The sequence below is a fragment of the Pseudomonas koreensis genome (genome assembly GCF_025447595.1).
In the GTDB taxonomy this organism is placed as follows: Bacteria; Pseudomonadota; Gammaproteobacteria; order Pseudomonadales; family Pseudomonadaceae; genus Aquipseudomonas; species Aquipseudomonas koreensis_H.
On the sequence record NZ_JAOEJU010000020.1, the window covers coordinates 40450 to 65168 of the forward strand.

General features: G+C 61.4%; 22 protein-coding genes and 1 pseudogene. 7 read left to right on the forward strand and 16 right to left on the reverse strand.

Annotation, left to right across the window (positions count from 1 at the left end):
* Position 1: 1 nt before the first annotated feature.
* Complete coding sequence (locus N8H71_RS21510) at positions 2-514, forward strand: dihydrofolate reductase (protein ID WP_262195600.1); 513 nt, start codon at positions 2-4, stop codon at positions 512-514.
* Positions 515-602: 88 nt separating this feature from the next.
* Here N8H71_RS21510 and N8H71_RS21515 read toward each other — a convergent pair whose 3' ends face one another.
* Positions 603-1994, reverse strand: coding sequence for an L-cystine transporter (locus N8H71_RS21515; protein ID WP_262195601.1), 1392 nt, complete (start codon positions 1992-1994; stop codon positions 603-605).
* A 240-nt stretch (positions 1995-2234) separates the two neighbouring features.
* Here N8H71_RS21515 and N8H71_RS21520 point away from each other — a divergent pair, with 240 nt between their 5' ends.
* The gene (locus tag N8H71_RS21520; protein WP_115079532.1) at positions 2235-3296 is read left to right on the forward strand and encodes a haloacid dehalogenase-like hydrolase; all 1062 of its coding nucleotides are present in this window, start codon (positions 2235-2237) and stop codon (positions 3294-3296) included.
* Between the two features lie 127 nt (positions 3297-3423).
* On the opposite strand, the gene ilvD is transcribed toward N8H71_RS21520, so the two are convergent.
* The 5 genes and pseudogenes from ilvD to N8H71_RS21545 all read right to left on the reverse strand — a co-directional run bounded on the left by ilvD (position 3424) and on the right by N8H71_RS21545 (position 10395).
* Positions 3424-5265, reverse strand: coding sequence for a dihydroxy-acid dehydratase (gene ilvD, locus N8H71_RS21525; protein WP_011336405.1), 1842 nt, complete (start codon positions 5263-5265; stop codon positions 3424-3426).
* Between the two features lie 255 nt (positions 5266-5520).
* Complete coding sequence (locus N8H71_RS21530; protein ID WP_262195602.1) at positions 5521-6738, reverse strand: multidrug effflux MFS transporter; 1218 nt, start codon at positions 6736-6738, stop codon at positions 5521-5523.
* A pseudogene (locus N8H71_RS21535) lies at positions 6731-7686 on the reverse strand (diiron oxygenase). Before N8H71_RS21535 ends, N8H71_RS21530 begins: the two are co-directional and overlap by 8 nt.
* Positions 7683-8756, reverse strand: coding sequence for a SagB family peptide dehydrogenase (locus N8H71_RS21540; RefSeq protein ID WP_262195603.1), 1074 nt, complete (start codon positions 8754-8756; stop codon positions 7683-7685). Before N8H71_RS21540 ends, N8H71_RS21535 begins: the two are co-directional and overlap by 4 nt.
* Before the next feature lie 442 nt (positions 8757-9198).
* A complete protein-coding gene (locus tag N8H71_RS21545) occupies positions 9199-10395 on the reverse strand; it encodes a class I SAM-dependent rRNA methyltransferase (protein WP_085605910.1) in 1197 nt (398 codons plus the stop codon).
* Positions 10396-10661: 266 nt separating this feature from the next.
* Between N8H71_RS21545 and N8H71_RS21550 the strand changes: the two genes are divergently transcribed.
* The 3 genes from N8H71_RS21550 (at position 10662) to N8H71_RS21560 (ending at position 12707) form a co-directional block, all read left to right on the forward strand.
* Positions 10662-11474 carry an HDOD domain-containing protein gene (locus N8H71_RS21550; protein ID WP_262195640.1) on the forward strand — a complete coding sequence of 271 codons (813 nt, stop codon included), beginning with the start codon at positions 10662-10664 and terminating at the stop codon, positions 11472-11474.
* A gap of 27 nt (positions 11475-11501) precedes the next feature.
* Positions 11502-12314 carry a bifunctional DNA-formamidopyrimidine glycosylase/DNA-(apurinic or apyrimidinic site) lyase gene (mutM, locus tag N8H71_RS21555; protein ID WP_007953423.1) on the forward strand — a complete coding sequence of 271 codons (813 nt, stop codon included), beginning with the start codon at positions 11502-11504 and terminating at the stop codon, positions 12312-12314.
* Positions 12315-12383: 69 nt separating this feature from the next.
* A complete protein-coding gene (locus tag N8H71_RS21560) occupies positions 12384-12707 on the forward strand; it encodes a multidrug transporter (RefSeq protein ID WP_262195604.1) in 324 nt (107 codons plus the stop codon).
* A 128-nt stretch (positions 12708-12835) separates the two neighbouring features.
* Here the strand turns inward: N8H71_RS21560 and N8H71_RS21565 are convergent, their stop codons facing one another.
* From N8H71_RS21565 to N8H71_RS21585, 5 genes are all read right to left on the reverse strand, one after another.
* The gene (locus tag N8H71_RS21565; RefSeq protein WP_003195146.1) at positions 12836-13087 is read right to left on the reverse strand and encodes a YfhL family 4Fe-4S dicluster ferredoxin; all 252 of its coding nucleotides are present in this window, start codon (positions 13085-13087) and stop codon (positions 12836-12838) included.
* Between the two features lie 102 nt (positions 13088-13189).
* Positions 13190-13669 carry a pantetheine-phosphate adenylyltransferase gene (gene coaD, locus N8H71_RS21570; protein ID WP_262195605.1) on the reverse strand — a complete coding sequence of 160 codons (480 nt, stop codon included), beginning with the start codon at positions 13667-13669 and terminating at the stop codon, positions 13190-13192.
* A gap of 115 nt (positions 13670-13784) precedes the next feature.
* The gene (locus tag N8H71_RS21575; RefSeq protein ID WP_262195606.1) at positions 13785-15380 is read right to left on the reverse strand and encodes a GMC family oxidoreductase; all 1596 of its coding nucleotides are present in this window, start codon (positions 15378-15380) and stop codon (positions 13785-13787) included.
* A 42-nt stretch (positions 15381-15422) separates the two neighbouring features.
* A complete protein-coding gene (locus N8H71_RS21580; RefSeq protein WP_262195607.1) occupies positions 15423-15968 on the reverse strand; it encodes a twin-arginine translocation pathway signal protein in 546 nt (181 codons plus the stop codon).
* A 24-nt stretch (positions 15969-15992) separates the two neighbouring features.
* Positions 15993-17423, reverse strand: a complete 1431-nt coding sequence (locus N8H71_RS21585; protein ID WP_262195608.1) for a coniferyl aldehyde dehydrogenase — start codon at positions 17421-17423, stop codon at positions 15993-15995.
* 146 nt (positions 17424-17569) lie between these two features.
* On the opposite strand from N8H71_RS21585, the gene N8H71_RS21590 reads away from it, so the two are divergent.
* On the forward strand, positions 17570-18241 hold the full coding sequence (locus N8H71_RS21590; RefSeq protein WP_007953407.1) for a TetR/AcrR family transcriptional regulator: 672 nt from the start codon (positions 17570-17572) through the stop codon (positions 18239-18241).
* Between the two features lie 28 nt (positions 18242-18269).
* On the forward strand, positions 18270-19124 hold the full coding sequence (locus tag N8H71_RS21595; RefSeq protein ID WP_262195609.1) for a sulfurtransferase: 855 nt from the start codon (positions 18270-18272) through the stop codon (positions 19122-19124).
* 39 nt (positions 19125-19163) lie between these two features.
* Here N8H71_RS21595 and N8H71_RS21600 read toward each other — a convergent pair whose 3' ends face one another.
* From N8H71_RS21600 to N8H71_RS21620, 5 genes are all read right to left on the reverse strand, one after another.
* Positions 19164-19994 (reverse strand): AraC family transcriptional regulator, encoded by an 831-nt coding sequence (locus tag N8H71_RS21600; RefSeq protein WP_262195610.1) that lies wholly within the window; start codon positions 19992-19994, stop codon positions 19164-19166.
* Between the two features lie 4 nt (positions 19995-19998).
* Positions 19999-20997 (reverse strand): hydrolase, encoded by a 999-nt coding sequence (locus tag N8H71_RS21605; RefSeq protein WP_262195611.1) that lies wholly within the window; start codon positions 20995-20997, stop codon positions 19999-20001.
* A 63-nt stretch (positions 20998-21060) separates the two neighbouring features.
* A complete protein-coding gene (gene rsmD / locus N8H71_RS21610) occupies positions 21061-21669 on the reverse strand; it encodes a 16S rRNA (guanine(966)-N(2))-methyltransferase RsmD (RefSeq protein ID WP_007953401.1) in 609 nt (202 codons plus the stop codon).
* The gene (locus N8H71_RS21615) at positions 21669-23159 is read right to left on the reverse strand and encodes a M16 family metallopeptidase (RefSeq protein ID WP_262195612.1); all 1491 of its coding nucleotides are present in this window, start codon (positions 23157-23159) and stop codon (positions 21669-21671) included. Before N8H71_RS21615 ends, rsmD begins: the two co-directional genes overlap by 1 nt.
* Complete coding sequence (locus tag N8H71_RS21620) at positions 23152-24507, reverse strand: M16 family metallopeptidase (RefSeq protein ID WP_150793210.1); 1356 nt, start codon at positions 24505-24507, stop codon at positions 23152-23154. Before N8H71_RS21620 ends, N8H71_RS21615 begins: the two co-directional genes overlap by 8 nt.
* Between the last annotated feature and the right edge of the window lie 212 nt (positions 24508-24719).

Sequence of the window (24719 nt, forward strand, 5' to 3'; positions counted from 1 at the left end):
CATGACTAAATCACTCCCCCTCAGCCTGATCGCAGCCCTCGGTGAAAACCGTGTGATCGGCGTCGACAACAGCATGCCCTGGCACCTGCCGGGGGACTTCAAATACTTCAAGGCCACGACGCTCGGCAAGCCGATCATCATGGGCCGAAAGACCTGGGATTCGCTGGGCCGTCCGTTGCCGGGTCGCTTGAATATCGTGGTCAGCCGTCAGGCCGGTCTGGTGCTGGAAGGGGCGGAAGTCTATCCGTCGCTGGAAGCCGCCGTGGTTCGCGCCGAACAATGGGCGAAAGAGCAGGGCGTCGACGAGTTGATGCTGATTGGCGGGGCGCAATTGTATGCGCAGGGGCTGGCCCAGGCAGATCGCTTGTATCTGACTCGCGTGGCACTGAGCCCGGAAGGGGATGCGTGGTTTCCGGAGTTCGATCTGAACCAGTGGAAACTGGTGTCGAACGTGCCGAATCCGGCTGAAGGCGACAAACCGGCTTACCACTTCGAAGTCTGGGAAAAAGCCTAAAAGCATCGCTGGCAGGCCAGCTCCCACATTGGAATGCATTTCCCTGTGGGAGCGAGCCTGCTCGCGAAAGCGGTCTGTCAGAAGCTATTTAAGCCTGAGCAAGCTCCGCATGCTCATCGGCATCCAGCAGTGCCTTGTCGGTCTGCTGCATCGCCTGGCTGGTAATCGCACCAGCGGTGATCGAACCGCTCACGTTCAGCGCCGTACGACCCATGTCGATCAGCGGCTCGACCGAAATCAGCAACGCCACCAGCGAAACCGGCAAGCCCATGGCCGGCAGCACGATCAGCGCGGCGAAGGTCGCACCACCACCCACGCCCGCCACACCGGCCGAACTCAAGGTTACGATTGCCACCAGCGTCGCGATCCACAACGGATCCAGCGGGTTGATGCCCACGGTTGGCGCAACCATCACCGCCAGCATCGCCGGGTACAGACCGGCGCAACCGTTCTGGCCGATGGTCGCACCGAACGATGCGGCGAAGCTTGCCACCGATTGCGGAATGCCCAGACGACGGGTCTGCGCTTCGATGCTCAGCGGGATGCTCGCGGCGCTGGAGCGGCTGGTGAAGGCGAAGGTCAGCACCGGCCAGATCTTGCGGAAGAAACGCAGCGGGTTGATCCCGGCCGCCGACACCAGCAGACCATGCACCACAAACATCAGGCCCAGGCCGAGGTACGACACCACCACAAAACTGCCGAGCTTGATGATGTCTTGCAGGTTGGAACCGGCGACCACTTTGGTCATCAGCGCCAGCACGCCGTACGGGGTCAGCTTCATCACCAGACGCACAAGACGCATCACCCAGGCTTGCAGGGTGTCGATGGCGTTGATCACTTTCTGACCTTTCTCGACGTCATCCTTGAGCAGTTGCAGCGCGGCAACCCCCAGGAACGCGGCGAAGATCACTACGCTGATGATCGAGGTCGGCTTGGCCCGCGCCAGGTCAGCGAACGGGTTTTGCGGGATGAACGACAGCAGCAGCTGCGGCACATTCAGGTCGGCGACCTTGCCGGCGTAGTCGGTCTGAATGGTTTGCAGGCGGGCCATTTCCTGAGTGCCGGCGACCAGGCCTTCGGCGGTCAGGCCGAACAGGTTGGTCAGGCCGATGCCGATCAGCGCGGCAATCGCGGTGGTGAACAGCAGCGTGCCGATGGTCAGGAAGCTGATCTTGCCCAGCGAAGAAGCGTTGTGCAGACGGGCCACGGCGCTGAGGATCGAGGCGAACACCAGCGGGATCACGATCATTTGCAGCAGCTGCACGTAACCGTTGCCGATCAGATCGAACCAGCCGATCGAGGCTTTCAGCACCGGGTTGCCGGCACCGTAAATCGTGTGCAGCGCGACGCCGAATGCCACGCCCAGCACCAGCGCGAGCAGGACTTTTTTCGCCAGGCTCCACGTGGTGTGACGGGTTTGCGCCAGGCCGAAGAGCAGGGCGAGGAACACCAGCAAGTTGAGAATCAGGGGCAGATTCATGAGGACTCCAGAAAAGACTGTGCCAACAACCTTCCGGGGCTGTTGCGAACCGGCAAGCCTAACAGTTTGATTTCCAATGATTTAATACCGAAATCAAAGGTCGTCCGTCGTTTTTGGAATAAGCGGGTGTCGCTCTCGGAGATGCAACTGGCGCGAAACGGACGCGGACGGTCGCTGACAGACGGGGACTGTCACATTTATTTGTTAGCGTCGATTTCTTTGACCCAGGGAGAAGCGCCAATGAAGTTTGCACCGAAATTTCTGGCTGTCGCACTGACTGTGGGGATGGGCCTGGCCACTCAGGCATTCGCCACCGACCTGAAACACTGGCCGGCGGATCAGGCCAAGGCGCTGGACGCGATGATCGCCGCCAACGCCAACAAAGGTAACTACGCGGTGTTCGACATGGACAACACCAGTTACCGCTACGACCTCGAAGAGTCGTTGCTGCCGTTCATGGAAAACAAGGGCCTGATCACTCGCGACAAGCTCGACCCCTCCCTGAAACTGATGCCGTTCAAGGACACCGCCGACCATAAGGAAAGCCTGTTCAGCTACTACTACCGCCTCTGCGAAGTCGACGACATGGTCTGCTATCCATGGGTCGCGCAGGTGTTTTCCGGCTTCACTCTCAAGGAACTCAAAGGCTACGTCGATGAGCTGATGGCCTCGGGCAAACCGGTGCCGGCGACTTATTACGAAGGTGACGTGGTCAAGAATCTGGATGTGAATCCGCCGAAAATCTTCACCGGCCAGAAAGAGCTGTACAACAAACTGATGGAGAACGGCATCGAGGTCTACGTGATGACTGCCGCCTCCGAGGAACTGGTGCGCATGGTCGCGGCCGATCCGAAGTACGGCTACAACGTCAAACCGCAGAACGTCATCGGCGTGACCACGTTGCTGAAGAACCGCGAAACCGGCGAGCTGACCACCGCGCGCAAGCAGATCACCGCCGGCAAATATGACGAGAAGGCCAACCTCGGCCTCGAACTGACCCCGTACCTGTGGACCCCGGCGACCTGGATGGCCGGCAAGCACGCGGCGATCCTGACCTACATCGACGAGTGGAAAAAACCGGTACTGGTGGGTGGCGACACGCCAACCAGCGACGGCTACATGCTGTTCCACGATGTGGACGTGGCCAAGGGTGGCATTCACTTGTGGGTCAACCGCAAGGACAAGTACATGACCCAGCTCAACGGCATGATGGCCAAGCATGCGGCGGCCCAGGCGAAGGAAGGTTTGCCGGTGACGGCGGACAAGAACTGGGTGATCGTCAAACCTGAAGAAATCCAGTAACTCACAAAGATCCAATGTGGGAGCGAGCCTGCTCCCACAGTTTTGATCTGCAGTGACATTGGGATTTCGGTCAGGCAAAAAAATGCCCCGCACTTGGCGGGGCATTTTTATGCACGACGGTTAAGCATCACAGCCCGTCGAGCATCGCCTTGTTACGCACAGCACCCTTGTCGGCGCTGGTCGCCAGCAGGGCGTAGGCCTTGAGAGCGGTGGTCACTTTGCGTGGACGCTGTTCGACCGGTTTCCAGCCTTTCTTGTCCTGCTCGACCCGGCGTGCCGCCAGTTCTTCGTCGCTGATCAACAGGTTGATCGAGCGGTTCGGGATGTCGATCAGCACCTTGTCGCCGTCCTGTACCAGACCGATTGCGCCGCCGGCCGCAGCCTCTGGCGAAGCGTGGCCGATGGACAGACCGGAAGTACCGCCGGAGAAACGGCCGTCGGTCAGCAGGGCGCAGGCTTTGCCCAGGCCTTTGGATTTCAGGTACGAGGTCGGGTAGAGCATTTCCTGCATGCCCGGGCCGCCTTTCGGGCCTTCGTAGCGAATGATGACGATATCGCCTTCCTTCACTTCGTCGGCGAGGATGCCGCGTACGGCGCTGTCCTGGCTTTCGAAGATTTTGGCGTTGCCTTCGAAGACGTGAATCGACTCGTCGACACCGGCGGTTTTCACCACGCAGCCGTCCAGGGCGATGTTGCCGTACAACACGGCCAGGCCGCCTTCTTTCGAATAGGCGTGTTCGAAGCTGCGGATGCAGCCGTTTTCACGGTCGTCGTCCAGGGTTTCCCAGCGGGTCGACTGGCTGAACGCGGTTTGCGTCGGAATGCCGGCCGGGCCTGCCTTGAAGAAATGATGCACGGCTTCATCGTCGGTCTGGGTGATGTCCCACTTGGCGATGGCTTCTTCCATGCTGCGGCTGTGCACGGTCGGCAGGTCGGTGTGCAGCAGGCCGCCACGGGCCAGCGAACCGAGGATGCTGAAGATGCCGCCGGCACGGTGCACGTCTTCCATGTGGTACTTCTGGATGTTCGGCGCGACCTTGCACAGTTGCGGCACCTTGCGCGACAGACGATCGATGTCGCGCAGGTCGAAGTCGATCTCTGCTTCCTGGGCGGCGGCCAGCAAGTGCAGGATGGTGTTGGTCGAACCGCCCATGGCGATGTCGAGCATCATCGCGTTCTCGAACGCCTTGAAGTTGGCGATATTGCGCGGCAGTACCGACTCGTCGTTCTCGCCGTAGTAGCGTTTGCACAGTTCGACGATGGTGCGGCCGGCCTGCAGGAACAGCTGTTCGCGGTCGCTGTGGGTGGCCAGGGTCGAACCGTTGCCTGGCAGTGCGAGGCCCAGGGCTTCGGTCAGGCAGTTCATCGAGTTGGCGGTGAACATGCCGGAGCACGAACCGCACGTCGGGCAGGCGCTGCGCTCGTACTCGGCAACCTTCTCGTCAGAAGCGCTGGAGTCGGCGGCGATCACCATGGCGTCGACGAGGTCGAGACCGTGGCTGGCCAGTTTGGTCTTGCCGGCTTCCATCGGGCCGCCGGAAACGAAGATCACCGGGATGTTCAGGCGCAGGGCGGCCATCAGCATGCCGGGGGTGATCTTGTCGCAGTTCGAGATGCAGACGATGGCATCGGCGCAGTGGGCGTTGACCATGTACTCGACGGAGTCGGCGATGATCTCCCGGCTTGGCAGCGAATAGAGCATGCCGTCGTGGCCCATGGCGATACCGTCATCCACGGCGATGGTGTTGAATTCTTTCGCAACGCCGCCAGCGCGTTCGATCTCACGGGCAACCAACTGGCCCAGGTCCTTCAGGTGAACGTGGCCCGGTACGAACTGGGTGAAGGAGTTGGCAATGGCGATGATCGGCTTCTTGAAGTCGTCATCTTTCATCCCGGTGGCGCGCCACAGTGCGCGGGCGCCGGCCATGTTGCGGCCGTGGGTGGATGTTTTCGAGCGGTAATCTGGCATGGAGCACTCCGGGCGGCTAATCAGGTATCAAAAGGGAGTGAGCTTCTATTGACGTCTGGAACACTCAGAAATGGCCGTGTGTCCTGATGTTGCCGATGACGTTGCGGGATCGCCGCTGGTCTCAGCCTGAGCTCATAAACCCGCCGGGGATGAATGGCGATGAATCTCGCGATTCTACACCGCTGGCGTCAGGAGGGAATGGCGCAAAGCGTTGTTCCAGTGCTGACGAAGCGTGCGGGATGACGACCGGCAGGTTTAATCGCTGTCCGGTTGCCCCACCAGATCGTTGCAACGACTGATCCGCGCGTTCAATGCCAGTGCCACTCCGCTGAGTATCACGAAGCTGTAGCCCAGCGTGGATTGCAGATTGGTCGGGCTCAGGCTGATCAAGGCACTGATCAAGCCGCCGCAGATGAAGATAATCGTGCTGCCGGCCGAGGCCGAGGTGCCGGCGTTTTCCGGAAACAGGCTCATGGCCCGGGAGGTGGCGGCCGGCCGGGCAATGGTGGTGCCGGCGGTGCAGATCAGCATCGGGATCAGCACTGTCGCCGGAGTGAGTGCAAAGCTTGATGACAGGTACAGCATGGTCACGCCGGCGAACAGGATCAGGCTCAGGCCGACGACCATCTGCTGGCCGCTGTTGATGCGCCTGCTCAACACGCTGGCGAGGATGCCCCCGGTGACGTAAGCCGCACCGTAGATTAGCAGGATCAACGAAAATTCGTAAGCGGACAGTTGCAGCCGATCCATGAAGATCAGCGGCGAGATCACGATGAATGAAAAGTGGCAGGCGAATGCAAACGCTGAAATCAACCAGTAACTGACGAAATCGAAATCTCCCAGAACCCGTCGATAGGCCGTGAGGACGTTAGTACGCGTGCCACTGGCGGTCGGTCGGGTGTTCTCCAGAAACAGCCAGGCCTTGAGCAGCACTGCGGCTGATAATGCGATGAACACCCAGAAGCTGCCGCGCCAGCCCAATGTCGCCTGAAGAAAGGTGCCTGCCAGCGGCGAAACCGAGATGAAAATCCCGCCGGCGGTCACCATCAGGATCCGCAGGCGATCACGTTCCTCGCCTTCGAACAGGTCCTGCACCAGCGCCTGTGACAGCACGAAACAACCGCACCCCAGCGCCTGCACCACCCGGAACATCAGAAACAGCGAATAGTCCGAGGTCATCACGCACCCGAGGGCGCCGAGCATCGAAACGCTCATGCCGGCGAGCAGCAGGCCTTTGCGCCCGATCACATCCGACAGCGGCCCGATCAGCAACTGGGCGAAGGCGATCCCGACGGCGAACAGACTGATCGACAGGGCGATGTCCGCCGGGGTGCGGCGAAAGTGCTCGGCCAGTGCGGGGAATGAAGGAAGCAGGACATCCAGCGGAAAGACGCCGAGCAATACCATTGCCAGTAACAGGCTGACAGCCCCGCGTCGCTGTCGTCGGGTCACCACAGATTGTCCGTCATCCATCGATCAGTCCTGCCTTGGCAAAAGTGTCTGGTTTTGGGGCTCATTGAAAAATCCGGCTTTCTTCAGTGCATTCAATGTGGCGAGGCTGCCGACGCGTGCCCGCCGTCGACTGGCCTGGGTTGTTGTCATCGTGCCGAGGATGTCCGTCACCGTCGTATTTGCAATGCCCGCGCCACAGAGACTTTCCTGCAGCCAGTGCTCATCCACTTCGAAGAAGATTTCCAGAATGTCGAGCAAGGTCGTCGCGGTGAACGTTCGTTGTCGCGGGCTCAAGTGCAACCAGAGGTAGTGGAACACTTCGGTGAAATAGCGGCTGTGGCGCGCTTCGTCGGTGAGGTGATCGCGCAACATGTCGTTGACGCCGGAGACGAGACTGTCGCGGCAGACATCCAGCAGTTCGCGGGCAATGATGGTTTCCGAAACGAAGCCCATAAGAAAGCACGCCAGCGCCCGTTGCTCCTGCCCGGTGCGGGCAATCAGCAGGTTCATCCGGGTGATCCGTCTGGGCATGACCGGGCGCCCGTTGATGGCGTAGAGGCTGGCGATCTGCTCCGCCACCTGACTGGAAAACAGGGCGTGATAGCCCTCGTCGGTGTAGAGCTGGAGTGCAGCGGTTTTCATCGGTGCCGGCACCGCGACCGGCAGTTCCCCGTGGACGATGGTTTCGACGGCGCGATTGACGATCCGGTGTTCGAGCAGTGTGGTGTAGTCGAGAAAATGCACCAGATGCCGGGCCGTAAGCCGATGCAGCATCGAACGGCCCGCTGCTTCAATGGCCGGGTGGGCCAGGTAGGGCAGGAACGCCGGCGGAAACCAGTGCCGGGTCTCCAGTTGTTCCTGCACGTTGTCCGGCAAACGGTAATCGTGAGGACTGGTGCGAACCGAGGCGCGGCTGTTCCAGTCACTCAGGGTGAACTGAAAGACCGGTGCCGGGGCGAGGGCGCTCATGGTTTTGCCTCACGCAGCAGGTCGCGCATTTCCTGACACATCGCCTGACCGTCGCTTTCCCCGCAACCGACGAAGAACAAGGGTTGTTCTGCACTTTTTTCGAGCTTCAGCAACGTTTCGACCTGATCGTCGGAAAACGCGCCCGTCAGCCACGTGTTCATGCCCAGCGCTGTAGCCACCAGTTGGAACGTCTGCGAAAGGTGCCCGGCTTCGACGAACGCCATTCGATAGGCGCGCGAGTGCGGGTATTTCCACCAGAGCCGGTCGAAGCGGGCGGTGATGAACAGACCCAATGGCAGGTTGTTGATGAAGTGCTGGCCGCCCAACAGGTTGCCAAGCGCGGTGTCGGGCAAGGGGTTGATGAAGCTCAGGGCGTGTTCGGCAGGGTGATAGTCATACACGCCGGGCGCCAGTCCGTCGACGTTCTGTACAAACACGAACCCGGCACAGGCATTGAGACCGCCGCCGGAAGGGCTGCTGCGTCGTGCGCTCAGTCCATCGGCGATGCTGTCGTCGCAATCGGCTTCGCGTTCTCGCAGGTAACCGAGTGACAGATAAAGCAAGGTGCCGACATCGTCCAGCGACACGACGGCGCCGGTGAAGGATCGGCAGGTCTTTCGCCGGGTCAGTGAACCCGACAGGCTGTCTTCGTTCAGTGCCAGCGGCTCGGGCAGGGCGATGAGTGGGTTCCGACGAGTATCCGCAGGGATTTCGCCAGGCGGTGGAGTGGCAAGCACTGTGTTGCAGTGTTCGAGGTATTGCCTGGACCATTCCTGTATGTTTCGGGGAGTGTGTTCGCAAGGAATATCCCGAGTCCCTATATGGTAGATCCTGGACAGTTCATCCCAGCCCCAGACAGGCGCTGAGATTTTTGAAGAAGTCAGTATTCCGGCATTCAATAGCTGTGTGTCTATGATGTTGCTGTTGTCATATGAATCAGGGTCGTGGACAAGTTGCGCCAGTCGGGAAGAATATTCAAGATCAAGTTCATGTTGAGTATGGTTTTTGTAGTTCCAGACTATCTGGCCGGGCGTTCGTGGCAGTATGAATAAATAAGGGTTTATATGCATGTTGGGGGCGCGCTGCTCTGGATAGATGCTTTATCAGAGGCGCTGGGTAGCCGGCTATACCCAGCGCCAACCTTACTTAACGGGCTTTAGGTGCGACCAGAAAAGCCAGGTTTGCGAGGGTGCGGGATTCCAGAGTAATTGCTTTCATGATTGAACTCCTTGTTCATTGTTGCTTCGTGGTTAGTTGGTGTCACCTTCGTGGTGACGACTTAATAATAGTTTGTAATGGATTAATCGCAAGCAAATATTAAGTAGGAATAATCCAGTAATTTTGTCGGAGTGATCTTTGGTTGGAAGTGAGTGTGTAAGTTAAATTTCAGTAAATAAAGTATTCGCGGAAATATCCTGCACGTCGGCAGGACAATAAATGTAGGAAAGCAAAGTTAAAGGCAAAAAAGAAGGGGAACCCGTGGGCTCCCCTTCTTTATACGCATCGATCCCGTTAGCTGTTCGGCAGCAGGCGGCAGGTAATGCTCTTGATGTAGCGGGTTTCCGGGATGGCCGGGTGTACCGGGTGATCCGGACCCTGACCGCCGCGCTCCAGCAGCTGGATGTTGCGGTCCAGGTGACGGGCGCTGGTCAGCAGGATGTTCTGCAGATCGTCTTCCGGCAGGTGCATCGAGCACGAAGCGCTGAACAGGATGCCGTCCTTGGTGAGCAGGCGCATGGCTTGCTCGTTCAGGCGGCGGTAGGCGCCTTCACCGTTCTTCAGGTCTTTCTTGCGCTTGATGAACGCAGGCGGGTCGGCAACGATCACGTCGAAGCGCTCTTCGCTGGCCTTGAGTTCCTTCAGGGCTTCGAAGACGTCGCCTTCGATGCAGGTCATCTTGTCGGCGAAGCCGTTGAGTGCGGCGTTACGCTCAACGCCGTCGAGGGCGAAGCCCGATGCGTCGACGCAGAACACTTCGCTGGCGCCGAATGCGGCGGCTTGCACGCCCCAGCCACCGATGTAGCTGTACAGGTCCAGCACGCGTTTGCCCTTGGCGTAAGGAGCCAGGCGCGCGCGGTTCATGCGGTGGTCGTAGAACCAGCCGGTTTTCTGACCTTGAACCACCGGTGCTTCGAATTTCACGCCGTTCTCTTCCAGCGCCACCCACTCCGGCACCACGCCGAACACGGTTTCGGTGTAACGCTCGAGGCCTTCGGCATCGCGCGCGGCGGAGTCATTCTTGAACAGGATGCCGCTTGGCTTGAGCACTTGGGTCAGCGCCGCGATCACGTCATCTTTGTGGGCTTCCATGGTCGCCGAGGCGAGCTGGACCACGAGGATGTCGCCGAAACGGTCGACCACCAGACCCGGCAGCAGGTCGGAATCGCCGTAGACCAGACGATAGAACGGCTTGTCGAACAGGCGCTCGCGCAGCGACAGGGCCACGTTCAGGCGATGCACCAGCAGCGACTTGTCCAGCGGCAGCTTGATGTCGCGCGACAGCAGACGTGCGCAGATCAGGTTGTTCGGGCTCATGGCGACGATGCCCAGTGGCTTGCCGCCGGCGGCTTCGAGGATCGCCTGGTCGCCGGCCTTGAAGCCGTGCAACGGGGTCGCGGCCACGTCGATTTCGTTACTGTAGACCCACAGGTGACCGGCGCGCAGGCGACGGTCGGCGTTGGCTTTGAGGCGCAAGCTAGGCAGGGACATGACGTCGCTCCGGAAAAAAGAGCGGGAGTATACCGTGTTGCGCTGCATGCGGGTTCGACGCTGGACACGCGGCGCGTCGGTCGGGCCTGCAGATGAATGAAGGCAGAATTTGCCAGATGGTCTTGAATGAAAGTTTCCGCCGATCTGCCCCCGATGTGTCGTCCGTCGGTTTTTAGAGGTTAGAATCGCCGCCTGTCCCAGAGTGTGTACTTATGTCCCAAGAGCTGACCACCGAACAGATTCAACAGTCCCTGCAAGGCATCAGCGTGCCCGCGCAGCCGCAGATCATGGTGGATCTGCAAATGGAGCAATACATGCCCGACCCGGACCTGGAGACGATCGCCAAGCTGATCTCCCAGGATCCCGGCCTGTCCGGCTCGCTGCTGAAAATCGTCAATTCGCCGTATTACGGCCTGAGCAACAAGATCACCTCGATCAAGCGGGCGGTGAACCTGCTGGGCAGCCGTTCGATCGTCAATCTGATCAACGCCATGTCGATCAAGGGCGAGATGAATGACGACACCATCGTCACCCTCAATCGTTTCTGGGATACCGCCCAGGATGTGGCCATGACCTGTCTGACCCTGGCCAAGCGCGTCGGCACCGAGGCGAGCGACGAGGCTTACGCTTTGGGCTTGTTCCATGACTGCGGCGTGCCGCTGATGCTCCAGCGTTTCCCGGATTACATGACGACGCTCGAAAAAGCCTATGCCAATGCGGGTGCCGAGCGTCGGGTGGTGGACACCGAGAACGATGTCTACAACACCAATCACTCGGTGGTCGGTTACTACACCGCGAAGTCCTGGCGCCTGCCGGAGCACGTCAGCGCGGCCATCGCCAACCATCACAACGCCATGGCCATTTTCAGCGACGACACTTCGCGCAACACTCAGATGAAAAACCTGCTGGCGATCCTGAAAATGGCCGAGCACATCTGCGCGTCGTACCGGGTGCTGGGCAATCAGACCGAAGACTTCGAATGGCAGGCAGTCGGACCGTTGGTACTCGAATACATCGGCCTTTCGGATTACGACTTCGACACCTTGAAGCAGACGATCCGCGAACTTGGCGCACACTGATTCAAAAGCTAATGATTCGAGGAACCCATGCCTGAACTGCCGGAAGTCGAAACCACCCGCCGCGGCATCGCCCCGCACCTGGAAGGCCAGCGCGTCAGCCGGGTGATCGTGCGTGACCGGCGGCTGCGCTGGCCGATTCCCGAAGACCTTGATGTGCGCCTGTCCGGGCAGCGCATCGTGCTGGTCGAGCGGCGCGCCAAGTACCTGTTGATCAACGCCGAAGTCGGCACACTGATCAGCCACTTGGGCATGTCGGGAAATTTGCGACTGGTTGAGGTCGGGATGCCGGCGGCCAAGCATGAGCATGTCGATATCGAGCTGGAGTCGGGCCTGGCCCTGCGCTACACCGATCCACGGCGCTTCGGGGCGATGCTCTGGAGCACCGACCCGCTCAATCACGAATTGCTGATCCGCCTGGGCCCGGAGCCGTTGACCGATCTGTTCGATGGCGAGCGGTTGTATCAGCTGTCACGCGGGCGTTCGATGGCGGTCAAGCCGTTCATCATGGACAACGCGGTGGTGGTGGGGGTCGGCAATATTTACGCGACCGAAGCGCTGTTCGCCGCCGGCATCGATCCACGCCGTGAAGCCAAAGGCATTTCCCGGGCGCGGTATTTGAAGCTGGCAATCGAGATCAAACGCATCCTCGCCGCCGCCATCGAGCGCGGCGGTACCACTTTGCGCGATTTCATCGGCGGCGACGGGCAGCCGGGGTATTTCCAGCAGGAACTGTTTGTCTATGGTCGCGGTGGCGAGCACTGCAAGGTCTGCGGCACGGGTCTGCGAGAAATGAAGCTCGGCCAGCGCGCCAGCGTCTGGTGTCCGCGCTGTCAAAGCTGAGCAGGGCGTCCGAAAAAGTCCTACGGTCTATAGTGAGTTGTCTCACTGTTCAGCCCGAAGGATCGTGCCATGAAGTCCTTGCAAACCCTCATCGTCGCCCTGCTGCTGTGCTTCAGCCTGGCCGTTCAGGCCACGGAAGGCGGCAGCGGTGACCCGCGTTACGCCATCCAGAATCCACCGGCCTACGCCATGCTCGGCGATCTGCTGATTGCCCGACCATTGCTGGTGGTGGCGACGGTGATCGGTGCCGGGGCGTTCGTTGTGTCGTTGCCCTTCACCGCGCTGGGTGGCGGGATTGGCGATGCGGGAGAGGCGCTGGTGGTGGCGCCGGCGAAAGCGGCGTTCGTGCGTTGCCTGGGCTGTACCGGGGAGGGGTTTGAGCAGCGCGAGTGAGCTGATCCGGTTTTTCGGTGTTGCCGATACCCTTCGCGAGCAAGTCGAGTCGTCGCACCGTCGCTCCCACAGAGGAGTGCATTTCAAATGTGGGAGCGAGCTTGCTCGCGAAGGGGGCGCCGAAGGACTCAAGCCTTGCCGGTGATCTTGCGGTACTTCTCCATCAACTGTTCTTCAGTCTCCGGATGGGCTTCGTCCAGTGGAATGCAATCCACCGGGCAGACCTGCTGGCACTGCGGCTCGTCGTAGTGGCCCACGCACTGGGTGCACAGGTTCGGGTCGATCACGTAGATCTCTTCGCCCTGGGAAATGGCGGCGTTCGGGCACTCGGGTTCGCAGACGTCGCAGTTGATGCAATCGTCGGTGATGATCAGGGACATGCTAACTCCAGCCGGGGCGGGGAGCCCGGGCGCTATGAATCAATGCGCGCAATTGTGCCGCATTGGCGCCCGCAGTGCACGCGGGCGCCGTTTGAACGGTCGTTACTTCTTGAATCGCAGGGTCAGGGCCTCGGCCACCACGGGGTGGACGAACTTGCTGATATCACCTCCCAGTGCCGCGATTTCCCGCACCAGGGTCGAGGAAATGAACGAGTAGCGCTCGGACGGGGTGAGAAACAGGCTCTCTACATCCGGTGCCAACTGGCGGTTCATGTTGGCCAGCTGGAATTCGTACTCGAAATCCGACACCGCGCGCAAACCACGCAGGAACACGTTGGCGTTCTGCTCTTTGGCAAAGTGCGCCAGCAGCGTCGAGAAGCCGACCACTTCCACGTTCGGCAGGTGTTTGGTGACCTCGCGGGCCAGCTCGACCCGTTGTTCCAGCGGGAACAGCGGATTCTTCTTGGGGCTGGCGGCGACGGCGATGATCACGTGGTCGAACAGGCGCGAGGCGCGTTCGACCAGATCGCCATGGCCCTTGGTAATAGGGTCGAAGGTACCTGGGTACAACACTCGGTTCATCGCGTCGTCCTGGCGGGAATCCGTTGGGGAGTCGGATGGTATCGCAGCCGTCCCGGTCGGGAAAGTCGCCTGTTGGGTAAGAAAGCACTATAGACGATCGGAATTTTCGTCTTTTTCACGGGTTTCTCAACCGTTCGCCGAGGGATGTCGCCAGTTGCGCCGTCAGACCATACACCGACAACTGCGGGTTGGCGCCGATGCTGGTGGGGAACAAAGAGCCGTCGTGGATCGACAGATTGCGCAGCTGATGATGGCGGCCGAGGCTGTCGGTGACGGCGGTTTTCGGGTCTTCGCCCATCGCGCAGCCGCCCATGACGTGGGCGCTGCCCAGGCGTGTGCGATACAGCTCCAGACTCAAGCTGTCGATCAATTTGCGGGCCTCGGCCAGGCTGTTCACGTAGCGTGCATCCGCGTGCATCGGCATCACTGCTTTGGCGCCGCCGGCGAACTGGATTTCGGCCATGCTGTGGAATGAGCGGCGCAAGCCCTCCCAGGTGTAAGGCGACACCTGATAGTCGAGCACCGGCGAGCCGTCACCGCGCAATTCGACACTGCCGCCCTGACTGTCCGGGTGAAAACCGTCGCGCAGCAGGGCCAGCATCGCGTGGGTGTGCGGCAAGTCCGCCATGTGTTGCGCGCTTTCCTGACCGAACCCGCCGAGCAACGTGGCGGCCAGCGCCGGATGTAGCGGCGGCACTTCGAGTTTGTAGGCCATCGGGCCGGTGGTGCCGTCCTTCCACTGGAAATGATCCGAATAGATCGACTGCGGCGCGCCGTAAAACGGGTTGATGACCTCGTCGAAACGCCCGGCGGACATGTTCACCAGATGCAGGAAGGTGCGCTTGCCCAGCCGTTTGTGCGGATCCGGTGAGTCCGAACGCATCAGCAGCGCCGGGGTGTTGATTCCGCCGCCGGCCAGCACGTAATGCCGCGCCTTGACGGTGATCGTGCGGCCAGTCGGTTCGACGCAGCGTTCGTCCATCGCCACACACTGCAGCCCGGTGACCTTGTCGCCGCTGATCAACAGTTTTTCAGCCCGGGCCAGATAGAGCAGCTCGCCACCCTTTTCCAGGGTCGCCGGAATGGTCGTGACCATCATCGATTGCTTGGCATTGGTCGGGCAGCCCATGCCGCAGTAGCCCAGGTTCCAGCAGCCGCGCACGTTGCGCGGGATCACGTGCCAGCTGTAACCAAGTTGTTCGCAGCCTTTGCGGATCACGTCGTTGTTGGCGTTGGGCGGCACCATCCATGGGGCGACGCCGAGGCGTTGCTCCATTTTTTCGAACCACGGGGCCATGTCGGCGGGGCTGTGGCCTTTGACGTTGTGTTCTTTGGCCCAGTGTTCGAGGGTCGGCTCGGGCGTGCGAAAGCTCGATGTCCAGTTGATCAGGGTGGTGCCGCCGACTGCGCGGCCCTGAAGGATGGTGATCGCGCCGTCCTTGCTCATGCGACCGATGCCTTCCTGGTAGAGGCTGCTGTATGCCTGATCTTCCAGCAGTTTGAAATCGCTGCTGGTCTTGAGCGGGCCTTCTTCGATCAGCAGCACTTTATAGCCGGCGGCGCTGAGGATTTCCGCCGTGGTGCCGCCACCGGCGCCGCTGCCGATGATGGCGACGTCGGCTTCCAGGGTCAGGTCATCGGTCAGTTGTGCGCCGTTGTAGGTTTTCCAGCCACGGGCAAGGCCTTCGCGAAACGGGTCGGGTACGGGCATCGATCAGGTTCTCTTATTATTGTTTTGCGTGGGTCGCCAGGCTCAAACGGCGGGCGGGCCGGGGTAACCGCAATGGGCCCAGGATTCGGCGCGGGTGTACCAGGCCATCATCACCATTTGCAGCAATGAGCTGTGGCCCATGCGCAGCAGGCTCAGCGAGCTGTTTTCCCAGCGTTCGAGGAAGTGGCGGATCGCCTCGGGGCTGGCGTTTTCCCAACTGCCCCAGATTCCGGTCAATGGCCCGCGCGTCACGGCCATGCCCAGCACATCGAACAGTTGCCGGGTGAGCTTGAGCATTTCCGGCGACAGGTGATCGAGGCTGTAATCCAGCGACTTCAGGGTTCCATCGACAGCGGCGGGCATCTTTTCCGCAGCAACGGCGCCCTCCAGCATCACTGGAATCAGCGCGCGCAGAAACAGCAGATCGCCGCTGCGCAACGTGGCGAATCCGTTGGCCGATACGCTCGACGAACAGCCGCTGAGACTGGCGCCGAGCCCGGCGGTAGCGAGGAAAGCCGTGGCGCCCAGGCTGAATTTCAGCAGGCCACGGCGCGACAGGGCAGGTGTTTCGGTCAGGCTTGGGTGCATTGTTGTTATTACCCGGCGGCGACGTTAGCGAATGAACAGTTTCTGGATCAGTTTCTGAATGGATTTGCCGTAGGGCGGGTAGATCAGCTTCGCCGCGTTGAAGCGCTGTTTGACCAGCACGCCTTTGGCCTTGCTGAACGTCAGGAAGCCTTCGTGTCCGTGGTAATGGCCCATGCCTGACGGGCCGATGCCGCCGAACGGCATGTCGTCCTGCGCCACATGCAGCAGTGTGTCGTTGAGGCAGACGCCACCGGAATGGGTTTCGCTGAGCACGCGCTTCTGTTCGCGTTTGTCGTAGCCGAAGTAGTAAAGAGCCAGAGGACGTGGCCGCTGATTGATGTAAGCAAATGCCTGATCCAGATCCTGATACGGCACGATCGGCAGCAGCGGGCCGAAGATTTCGTCCTGCATCACCGTCATCTCGTCGCTGACATTCAGCAGCAGGCTGTGCGGCATGCGCCGGCCCTGGCCCTGGTCGAACAGCGGAATCAGCAGCGCGCCCTTGCTGGTGGCGTCGCTAAGGTAGCTGTTCAGTCGTGCCAGTTGGCGCTCGTTGATGATGGCGGTGTAGTCCGGGTTGTCGGCGAGTGTCGGATAAAACCCGCGCACCGCCTGGCGATAGGCTTCGACGAAACCGCCGATGCGCGCTTCCGGCACCAGCACGTAGTCCGGGGCCACGCAGGTCTGGCCGGCGTTGAGGGTCTTGCCGAAGGCGATGCGTTCGGCGGCGTCCTTGAGCGGCACGTCGTGGGAGACGATGGCCGGGGATTTGCCGCCCAGCTCCAGCGTCACCGGTGTCAGGTTTTCCGCCGCTGCACGCATCACATGCTTGCCGACGCTGGTGGAGCCGGTGAACAGCAGGTGGTCGAAGCGCATCTTCGAAAACGCCACGCCGACATCGGCCTCGCCGAGCACCACGCACACCAGATCTTCGGGGAAGATCCGCGCCAGCAATTCCTTGAGCAGCAGGCCGGTGGCCGGGGTCGATTCGCTGAGTTTGAGCATCACCCGATTGCCGGCCGCGAGCGCGCCGGTCAACGGGCCGATGGCCAGGAACAGCGGGTAGTTCCACGGCACGATGACGCCGACCACACCGAGCGGCTGGTACACGACTTTCGCCGACGCGGGCTGGAAAGCCACACCCACTTTGCGCCGCGAAGGTTTCATCCACTGGCTGATGTGCTGGCTGGCGTAGTGAATGCCGTGCAGGCTCGGCATCAGTTCGGCGAGCAGGGTTTCATCGGCGCTGCGGTGGCTGAAGTCGGAGCTGATCGCGTCGATGAGGGCCTGCCGTTCGCTGCTCAGCAAATCGCGCAGGGTCTTGAGCCATTGCTGGCGCTGGGCCGCAGGCGGCATCGGGTTGGCGGCGTAGGCGGCACGCTGCGCATCGAACAGCCGGTTGAGCTCTTCCAGCGGCTGTTGCAGCGTTTGCAGGTAGGCAATATCGGCAGTCATTGTCAGCTCCGGAGATGTTGTTGTGAGGAACTTTTTAGAGTCTATGCTCTATAAAGTCAAATGGCTTCCTTGCGCATCCTGGTTTTATCCCGTTCCGGTTAGGTCGTAAGATGCCCCCCAACGCACTCTGAATTAAAGCTCAAGCCATGGCCCCACGGATCAAAACCAGCGAGCGCATCGTGCAGAACAGCCTCGAGCTGTTCAATCAGCAGGGCGAGCGCAGCATCAGCACCAATCACATCGCCGCCCACATGGAGATTTCTCCGGGCAATCTGTACTACCACTTCCCCAACAAGCAGGCGATCATCGCCGTGCTGTTCAGTGAGTACGAAAGCCTGGTGGACAGTTTTCTGCGTCCGCCCCAGGGCCGTGCAGCGACGGTCGAAGACAAGCGTTTCTATCTCAAGGAACTGCTGTCGGCGATGTGGCGCTACCGTTTCCTGCACCGCGATCTTGAGCATCTGCTCGACAGCGATCCGGATCTGGCGGGGCGTTACCGGCGTTTCTCCCAGCGCTGCGTGATCCAGGGCGCGGCGATCTACGAGGGCTTCGTTGCCGCCGGGATCCTGAAGATGGATCGGGTGCAGATCGAATCCCTGACCCTCAACGCGTGGATCATCCTCACCTCGTGGGTGCGCTTCCTGTGCACGACCCGGGAGAATTCCAATCACCTCAGCGAGCAGGCCATCAAACGTGGCGTGTATCAGGTGTTGGTGCTGGAAGCAGGGTTCGTCACCGAGCAGGCCCGCGATGAGGTCAACGCCTTGTTCGAAGAGTTCTACGTGCCGCTGGCCCAGGCCCTCGAAGAAAGACCGTAATTCCATTTCCTCACTGGAGTCGTTCGCTATGCCGATTGCGCAACTGATCAGCCCGACCGCACTGGATGCCCGCAAGGCGCAACCGGGGCTGGTGATTCTCGATTGCCGTTTTGCCCTCGAAGACCCGGATTACGGCCAGCGCAGCTACGCCGAGGGGCACATTGCCGGGGCACATTTCGCTGATCTTGAGCGCGATCTCAGCGGTCCGGTGACCAAGGGCGTAACCGGTCGCCATCCACTGCCAGAGCCGGCGACGCTGATCGAACGCCTGCAAGCGTTCGGCATCAACAATGACAGCGACGTGGTTCTGTATGACGACGGCCCGGGCGCCTATGCGGCGCGGGCCTGGTGGTTGCTGGCGTGGCTGGGCAAGCGCGACGGCGTGTTCATTCTCGATGGCGGGCTCAAGGCCTGGCATGCGGCGGGACTGCCGCTGCGTCTCGATCCACCGTCAGCGGCACGGGGCAACTTCAGCGGCCAGCCGGACATGAGCCTGCTGCTCAGCGCCGAGCAATTGCAGCAGCGCCTCGGCCAGCCGGCCCTGACCCTGCTCGATGCCCGCGCCTTGCCGCGCTTCAAGGGTGAAGTGGAGCCGATCGACCCGATCGCCGGACACATCCCCGGCGCGCAATGCGCGGCGTTCACCGACAACCTGGGCAGCGACGGGCATTTCCTGCCGGCCGATCAGCTCAAGCAGCGTTTCGCCGCGAAACTCGGCGAGCGTTCGCCGGCCGATCTGGTGGCGTATTGCGGCTCCGGGGTGACGGCGTGTCACAACCTGTTCGCCCTGTGCCTGGCGGGTTATCCGTTGGGTTCGCTGTATGCCGGATCGTGGAGCGAGTGGATCAACGAGCCTTCACGCGGTATTGCCACGGGCGAATAACTTTGTGGGAGCGAGCTTGCTCCCACAGTTGTTTGTTGCCTATTTCAAGAATCTCGCGCTGCGATAGGCCGCCGGCCCCACGCCATAGACCTGTTTGAACTGCCGGCTTAGATGGCTCTGGTCGGCAAATCCCAGCTGCGTGGCGACTTCCACCGGCAGGCAGCCGCTCTGCAACAAACTCCGCGCGCAGGCGATCCGCTGCTGCATCAGCCAGCTGTGCGGCGGCATGCCGGTGGCGCGGCGGAACACTCGGGCAAAGTGGAAAGGCGAGAGATTCACGGCCGCCGCCAGTTCTTCCAGCGAGGGCGGCGCCGCCAGTTGTGCGTGCAGCAACTCCTTGGCCATCGCCACCGCGCGGTGCTCTTTGCCGGGGTTGCCGTTGATCTGCACCGCCGCATGACGCTGTAACAGCAGCATCATCATTTCGCGCCACACCGTTTGCTGCTGCAACGCGGTGGCGGGGCTTTCCAGCAAGCGATGCAACTGACAGAAACCGTTGACCAGGTCCGGATCGCGATACAGCGTCGCACCGAAGGCCGGCATCGGTGCGGTCGGCAGTTCCAGTTCATTCAGCAGCGCGACAATCTGCCCGGTGTCGGGATAAAACGCCCGGTACAGCCAGCCGTCCTCGGTGCCCTTGTGGCCGTTATGCACTTCGTCCGGATTGATCAGCACCAGCGTGCCGCTGCCCGCCAGGTGTTCGGCGCCGCGATAACGGTAGCGCTGGGCGCCGGCCATGATCATGCCGATCACATAACCGTCGTGGACGTGCGGGGCGAAACGATGCTCGATGTAGCGCGCGGTCAACAGCTCGACCCCGGCCAGAGGCGCGGCCCGCCAGAAACGGATCGACTCGCCCTGATCGCTCATGACCTCACCCGCGCCCCGCGTCGGCCAGCCACTGCGGAATCCGTCGCTCCAGGTAATAGCCCGGCTGGCGGAGCGTGCCGTCGACGAAACCGACATGCCCACCCTTGTTCTGCAATTCGAACTGCGTCGTAGCTGACAGCTCGCTGGCCGAAGGCAGGCTGTGGGGGAACACGAACGGATCGTCCGCCGCCTGAATGATCAGGGTCGGCGTGCGGATTTCCCCAAGAAAATAGCGGCTCGATGCCCGGCGATAGTAATCCTCGGCATCGGCGAAGCCATGCAGGGGCGCAGTCACCCGGCCATCGAAATCCCAGAAGGTGCGCATGTTTTCCAGTGAACCGAGGGCGGCCAGTGCGGCAATGCCGTCCTCTCGCCCGTCGTGCTGGAACTGGCGCTGTTTGTTCTTGATGTAGGCCACCATCTCGCGCATGAAGTGCGCCTGATAGACCTTCGAGAAACCCTGGCCAATACGATCGGCACATTGATCGAGGCGAAACGGTACCGACACCGCCACCGCACCGAGCACGCCGCTGGCGCTGCCGGTTTCCCCCAGATGCTTGAGCAACACATTGCCGCCGAGGGAATAACCGACCGCATACAACGGCGCCAGCGGCCGCCTGGCTTTGAGGTGGCGGATGGTTTCGGCGAGGTCTTCGCTGGCGCCGGAATGGTAGCTGCGCGGCAACAGGTTCGGCTCGCCGGAGCAGCCGCGCCAGTTCAGCGCGACACTGGCCCAGCCTTGTGCGGCGAGCGCTGCCTGGATTCCGGCGACGTAGGGCGAATTGGAAGAACCGGTCAGCCCGTGCAACACCAGCACCAATGGCGTTTCGGCGCTGTGCGGGCCGTGCCAGTCGAGGTCGAGGAAATCGCCGTCGTCCAGCCACAGCCGTTCACGCTGGCGATCAAGGTGTACGGTCTTGCGCCACAGCGGCCCCCACAAGGTTTGCAGGTGCGGATTGCCGAGGCCGAAGGCGGGGATGAAAGGTTTTGACGAAGGGGACACGATTGCTCTCGATGCAGCGCAGCGAGCCTCGGCTGAGACTCGCCGCTTTTTCAGGCCGGTCGGTTAACCAGCGATCACTGCCATACGTTGCCACAATGCGTAGTACACCCGCCCGGATTTCTGCTCGCGGTGCAGGCGCCAGTTGCCCGGCAGGCCGAGGGTCGATGGCGCGGTTTCGCTTTCAGTGTAGATCCACGAATCGTCGGCCAGCCATTGGCGCTCTTCCAGCAGCGTGCACACGGCGGGCAGCAGGTTCTGGTTGAACGGCGGGTCGAGGAACACCAGGTCGAACGCGGTTGCGGTCTGGGTTTCCAGGTAGCGCAGCGCATCGGCAGTCTGCACGTGACCGTTGGTGCAGCGCAGCGTGCCGAGGTGTTCTTTCAGGCTGGAGACCGCGACATGACTGGCGTCCAGCGCCTGGCCCATGGCCGCGCCACGGGACAGCGCTTCCAGAAACAGTGCGCCGCTGCCGGCGAACGGATCGAGCACCTTAGCCCCGGCAACGTAGGGTGCGAGCCAGTTGAACAGGGTTTCGCGCACCCGGTCCGGCGTCGGACGCAGGCCCGGCGCATCAGGAAAGCTCAGCTTTCGGCTGCGCCATTCGCCGCCGATGATGCGCAACTGGTTCACACCGTTGTGCAGTTTTTGTACAGGTTTCTTTGGACTGGCCATTAATGCTCCGGAACCCCGAGCGGCTGCTCGGCAGGTTTATCAGATGGGGCCGGTAACGGCTTTTGCGGCACGGTCGGGCCAGCGCTGACGATGACCAGTTTATCCGTGCTCAAGTGTTTGTTCAGAACGTCGCGAACCTGCTCGACCGTCAGGCTCTGGGACTGACGCATGAAGTCATCCAGATAACTCAGCGGCAGGTTGTAGAAACCCATGGCGCCGAGCTGGCCGACGATATCGGCGTTGCTCGCGGTGGACAGCGGGAAGCTGCCGGCCAGTTCGCGCTTGGCGTCGTCGAGTTCTTTCTGGGTCGGGCCGGTCTTGAGGTAGTCGGCGAGCACGTCCTGCACGAGTTTCAGGGTGCCTTCGCTCATCTCCGCGCGGGTCTGCAGGTTGATCATGAACGGGCCGCGAGCCTGCATCGGGCTGAAGGCCGAATACACGCCGTAAGTCAGGCCGCGCTTCTCGCGGACTTCGCTCATCAGCCGGGTGCCAAAACCACCACCGCCGAGGATCTGGTTGCTCATCGACAGCGCGGCGTAGTCAGGGTCATCACGGTCGATGCCCAGTTGCGCAATCATCAGGTTGGTCTGCTTCGACGGAAATTCGATGTGACCGATGCCTGCTTTCGGTTCGGTCGGTTGCTCGACTTTCGCCAGCGCCGGGCCTTTTGGCAGCGCAGCGGACACCTGATTGGCAATCGCCTCGGCTTCGCTGCGGGACAGATCGCCCACCAGCGCGATCACCACGTTGCCGGCCGCGTAGGCCTTGGCGTGGAACTCACGCAGTTGCGCCAGCGTGATCTTCGGCACGCTTTGCGCGTTGCCGTCGCTGGAATGGGCGTATGGGTGATCGCCGTACAGACGCTTCATCAGCTCCAGGCTGGCGAGTTTGCCGGGGTTCTGTTTCTGGTATTCGAAACCGGCGAGCATCTGGTTCTTGATGCGCGCGAAGGAGTCGGCCGGGAAGGTCGGTTTGCCCACCACTTCCGAGAACAGTTTCAGCGCCGGCTCGCGTTTGTCGGCAGCGCTCAGGCTGCGCAGCGACGCGATGGCCATGTCTTTATAGGCGCCGTTGCCGAAATCCGCGCCCAGGCCTTCGAAGCCTTGAGCGATGGCGCCGACATCCTTGCCCGCCACACCTTCGTTGAGCATGGCGTTCGTCAGCAGGGCCAGACCCGGAGCGTTGCCGTCCTGGCTGCTGCCGGCGGAGAAGATCAGGCGCATGTCGAACATCGGCAGTTCGCGAGCCTCGACGAACAACACCTTGGCGCCTTCGGCGGTGTTCCAGGTCTGCACGTCGAGCTTGCGGCTGGCCGGGGCCTTGCCGTCGAGTTCGGCCAGCGATTGCAGCTTCTGGCTGGACTTGGCGTTATCCAGTGCTTCGCTGGCCTTGCTGTTGTCGCTCGGCGCCAGGTAGAACGCGGCGGAGCCGATCACCGCCACGGTGATCAGGCCGAGCAGCAACAGACGTGGGGTTTTGCGCTCACTCATGAGTCGTCTCCAGTGGCAGGACGTGGGCGACGCTGAGACGTTCGCGGGTGAAATACAGCTTGGCGGCGTTCTGGATGTCTTGCGGGGTGACGCTTTCCAGATCGGCCAGTTCGGTGTCCATCAGCTTCCACGACAGACCGACGGTCTCCAGCTGGCCGATGGCGGTGGCCTGGCTGGTAATCGAATCGCGTTCGAAAACCAGGCCGGCGATGACCTGCGCACGTACGCGCTCCAGTTCTTCGGCGGACGGTGCGGTGGTTTTCAGCTGTTCCAGCAGTTTCCACAGACCGGCTTCCGCCTGGGCCATGGTCTTTTTCTTCTGGGTGTTCGGCGTGGCCGACAGGGTGAACAGGCTGTCGCCGCGGGTGTAGGCGTCGTAGCTCGACGAACCACCGGACACCAACTCTTCGCCGCGTTCCAGTTGGGTCGGGATGCGACCGCTATAGCCGCCATCCAGCAGCGCCGAAATCAGGCGCAAGGCGTTGACCGAACGTTTGTCTTCGGCGGTGGCGATACTCGGGACGTTGAAGCCGAGCATCAGGCTCGGCAGTTGAGTCTGCACGTGCAGGGTGATCTGGCGTTCGCCGGGTTCGGCCAGCTCCAGCGGCTTCTTCGCCGGCGGTACGTCGCGTTTCGCGATTGGCCCGAAATAGCGCTGGGCGAGGGTCTTCACCTCGTCCGGGGTCACGTCGCCGACCACCACCAGCGTGGCGTTGTTCGGCACGTACCAGGACTGATACCAGTGACGCAGCTCTTCGACCTTCATCCGCTCAAGGTCGGCCATCCAGCCGATGGTCGGCGTGTGATAACCGCTGGCCGGGTAGGCCATGGCCTTGTAGCGCTCGTAGGCCTTGGACATCGGCTTGTCGTCGGTGCGCAGGCGGCGCTCCTCCTTGATGACTTCGATTTCCTTGGCGAATTCGTCGGCCGGCAGGCGCAGGTTGGCCATGCGGTCGGCTTCCAGTTCGAAGGCCACGCCCAGACGGTCGCGGGCCAGCACCTGGTAATAAGCGGTGAAGTCGTCGCTGGTGAACGCGTTCTCTTCGGCGCCGAGGTCGCGCAGGATCAGCGAGGCTTCGCCGGGGCCGACTTTCTCGCTGCCCTTGAACATCATGTGTTCGAGAGCGTGGGACAGACCGGTCTGGCCCGGGGTTTCGTAGCTGGAACCGACCTTGTACCAGACCTGCGACACCACCACCGGCGCGCGATGGTCTTCGCGCACGACGACCTTCAGGCCATTGTCGAGGGTGAATTCGTGGGTCGGTTGCGGGTCGGCCGCCAGGGCCGAAAGGGGCAGGCAGACTGTGCTGAGCAGCAGGCCTGCGGCGCGGCGGGCTAGAGCATTCATTCGTTTTTAAACCTGTTGGGCTGCCCGCTTGGTCTTAGCGTCGGCGGGCGAGAGGGTGCTAGGATACTGATCCGTTTTACTGGCGGCCACGCCTATCAGGCCACTGATCGGTCTATAGGTTGTACGGGTTACCGGCAAAAGCTTTGAGTTTCTCAGCTAAACTCTGCGTTTTCGCCGACGATGCCGTTCCAGTCCTTCGTATTTAATGACCT

Coding starts and splice junctions, on each gene's coding strand:
- N8H71_RS21560 (WP_262195604.1), top strand. CDS start 12,384: ATGAAGTCCTTGCAAACCCTCATCGTCGCCCTGCTGCTGTGCTTCAGC.
- coaD (WP_262195605.1), bottom strand. CDS start 13,669: ATGAACCGAGTGTTGTACCCAGGTACCTTCGACCCTATTACCAAGGGC.
- N8H71_RS21575 (WP_262195606.1), bottom strand. CDS start 15,380: ATGCCCGTACCCGACCCGTTTCGCGAAGGCCTTGCCCGTGGCTGGAAA.
- N8H71_RS21585 (WP_262195608.1), bottom strand. CDS start 17,423: ATGACTGCCGATATTGCCTACCTGCAAACGCTGCAACAGCCGCTGGAA.
- N8H71_RS21530 (WP_262195602.1), bottom strand. CDS start 6,738: ATGGATGACGGACAATCTGTGGTGACCCGACGACAGCGACGCGGGGCT.
- N8H71_RS21520 (WP_115079532.1), top strand. CDS start 2,235: ATGAAGTTTGCACCGAAATTTCTGGCTGTCGCACTGACTGTGGGGATG.
- N8H71_RS21615 (WP_262195612.1), bottom strand. CDS start 23,159: ATGAGTGAGCGCAAAACCCCACGTCTGTTGCTGCTCGGCCTGATCACC.
- N8H71_RS21515 (WP_262195601.1), bottom strand. CDS start 1,994: ATGAATCTGCCCCTGATTCTCAACTTGCTGGTGTTCCTCGCCCTGCTC.
- ilvD (WP_011336405.1), bottom strand. CDS start 5,265: ATGCCAGATTACCGCTCGAAAACATCCACCCACGGCCGCAACATGGCC.
- N8H71_RS21545 (WP_085605910.1), bottom strand. CDS start 10,395: ATGTCCCTGCCTAGCTTGCGCCTCAAAGCCAACGCCGACCGTCGCCTG.
- N8H71_RS21510 (WP_262195600.1), top strand. CDS start 2: ATGACTAAATCACTCCCCCTCAGCCTGATCGCAGCCCTCGGTGAAAAC.
- N8H71_RS21595 (WP_262195609.1), top strand. CDS start 18,270: ATGCCGATTGCGCAACTGATCAGCCCGACCGCACTGGATGCCCGCAAG.
- N8H71_RS21565 (WP_003195146.1), bottom strand. CDS start 13,087: ATGTCCCTGATCATCACCGACGATTGCATCAACTGCGACGTCTGCGAA.
- N8H71_RS21590 (WP_007953407.1), top strand. CDS start 17,570: ATGGCCCCACGGATCAAAACCAGCGAGCGCATCGTGCAGAACAGCCTC.
- N8H71_RS21600 (WP_262195610.1), bottom strand. CDS start 19,994: ATGAGCGATCAGGGCGAGTCGATCCGTTTCTGGCGGGCCGCGCCTCTG.
- N8H71_RS21620 (WP_150793210.1), bottom strand. CDS start 24,507: ATGAATGCTCTAGCCCGCCGCGCCGCAGGCCTGCTGCTCAGCACAGTC.
- rsmD (WP_007953401.1), bottom strand. CDS start 21,669: ATGGCCAGTCCAAAGAAACCTGTACAAAAACTGCACAACGGTGTGAAC.
- mutM (WP_007953423.1), top strand. CDS start 11,502: ATGCCTGAACTGCCGGAAGTCGAAACCACCCGCCGCGGCATCGCCCCG.
- N8H71_RS21580 (WP_262195607.1), bottom strand. CDS start 15,968: ATGCACCCAAGCCTGACCGAAACACCTGCCCTGTCGCGCCGTGGCCTG.
- N8H71_RS21540 (WP_262195603.1), bottom strand. CDS start 8,756: ATGCATATAAACCCTTATTTATTCATACTGCCACGAACGCCCGGCCAG.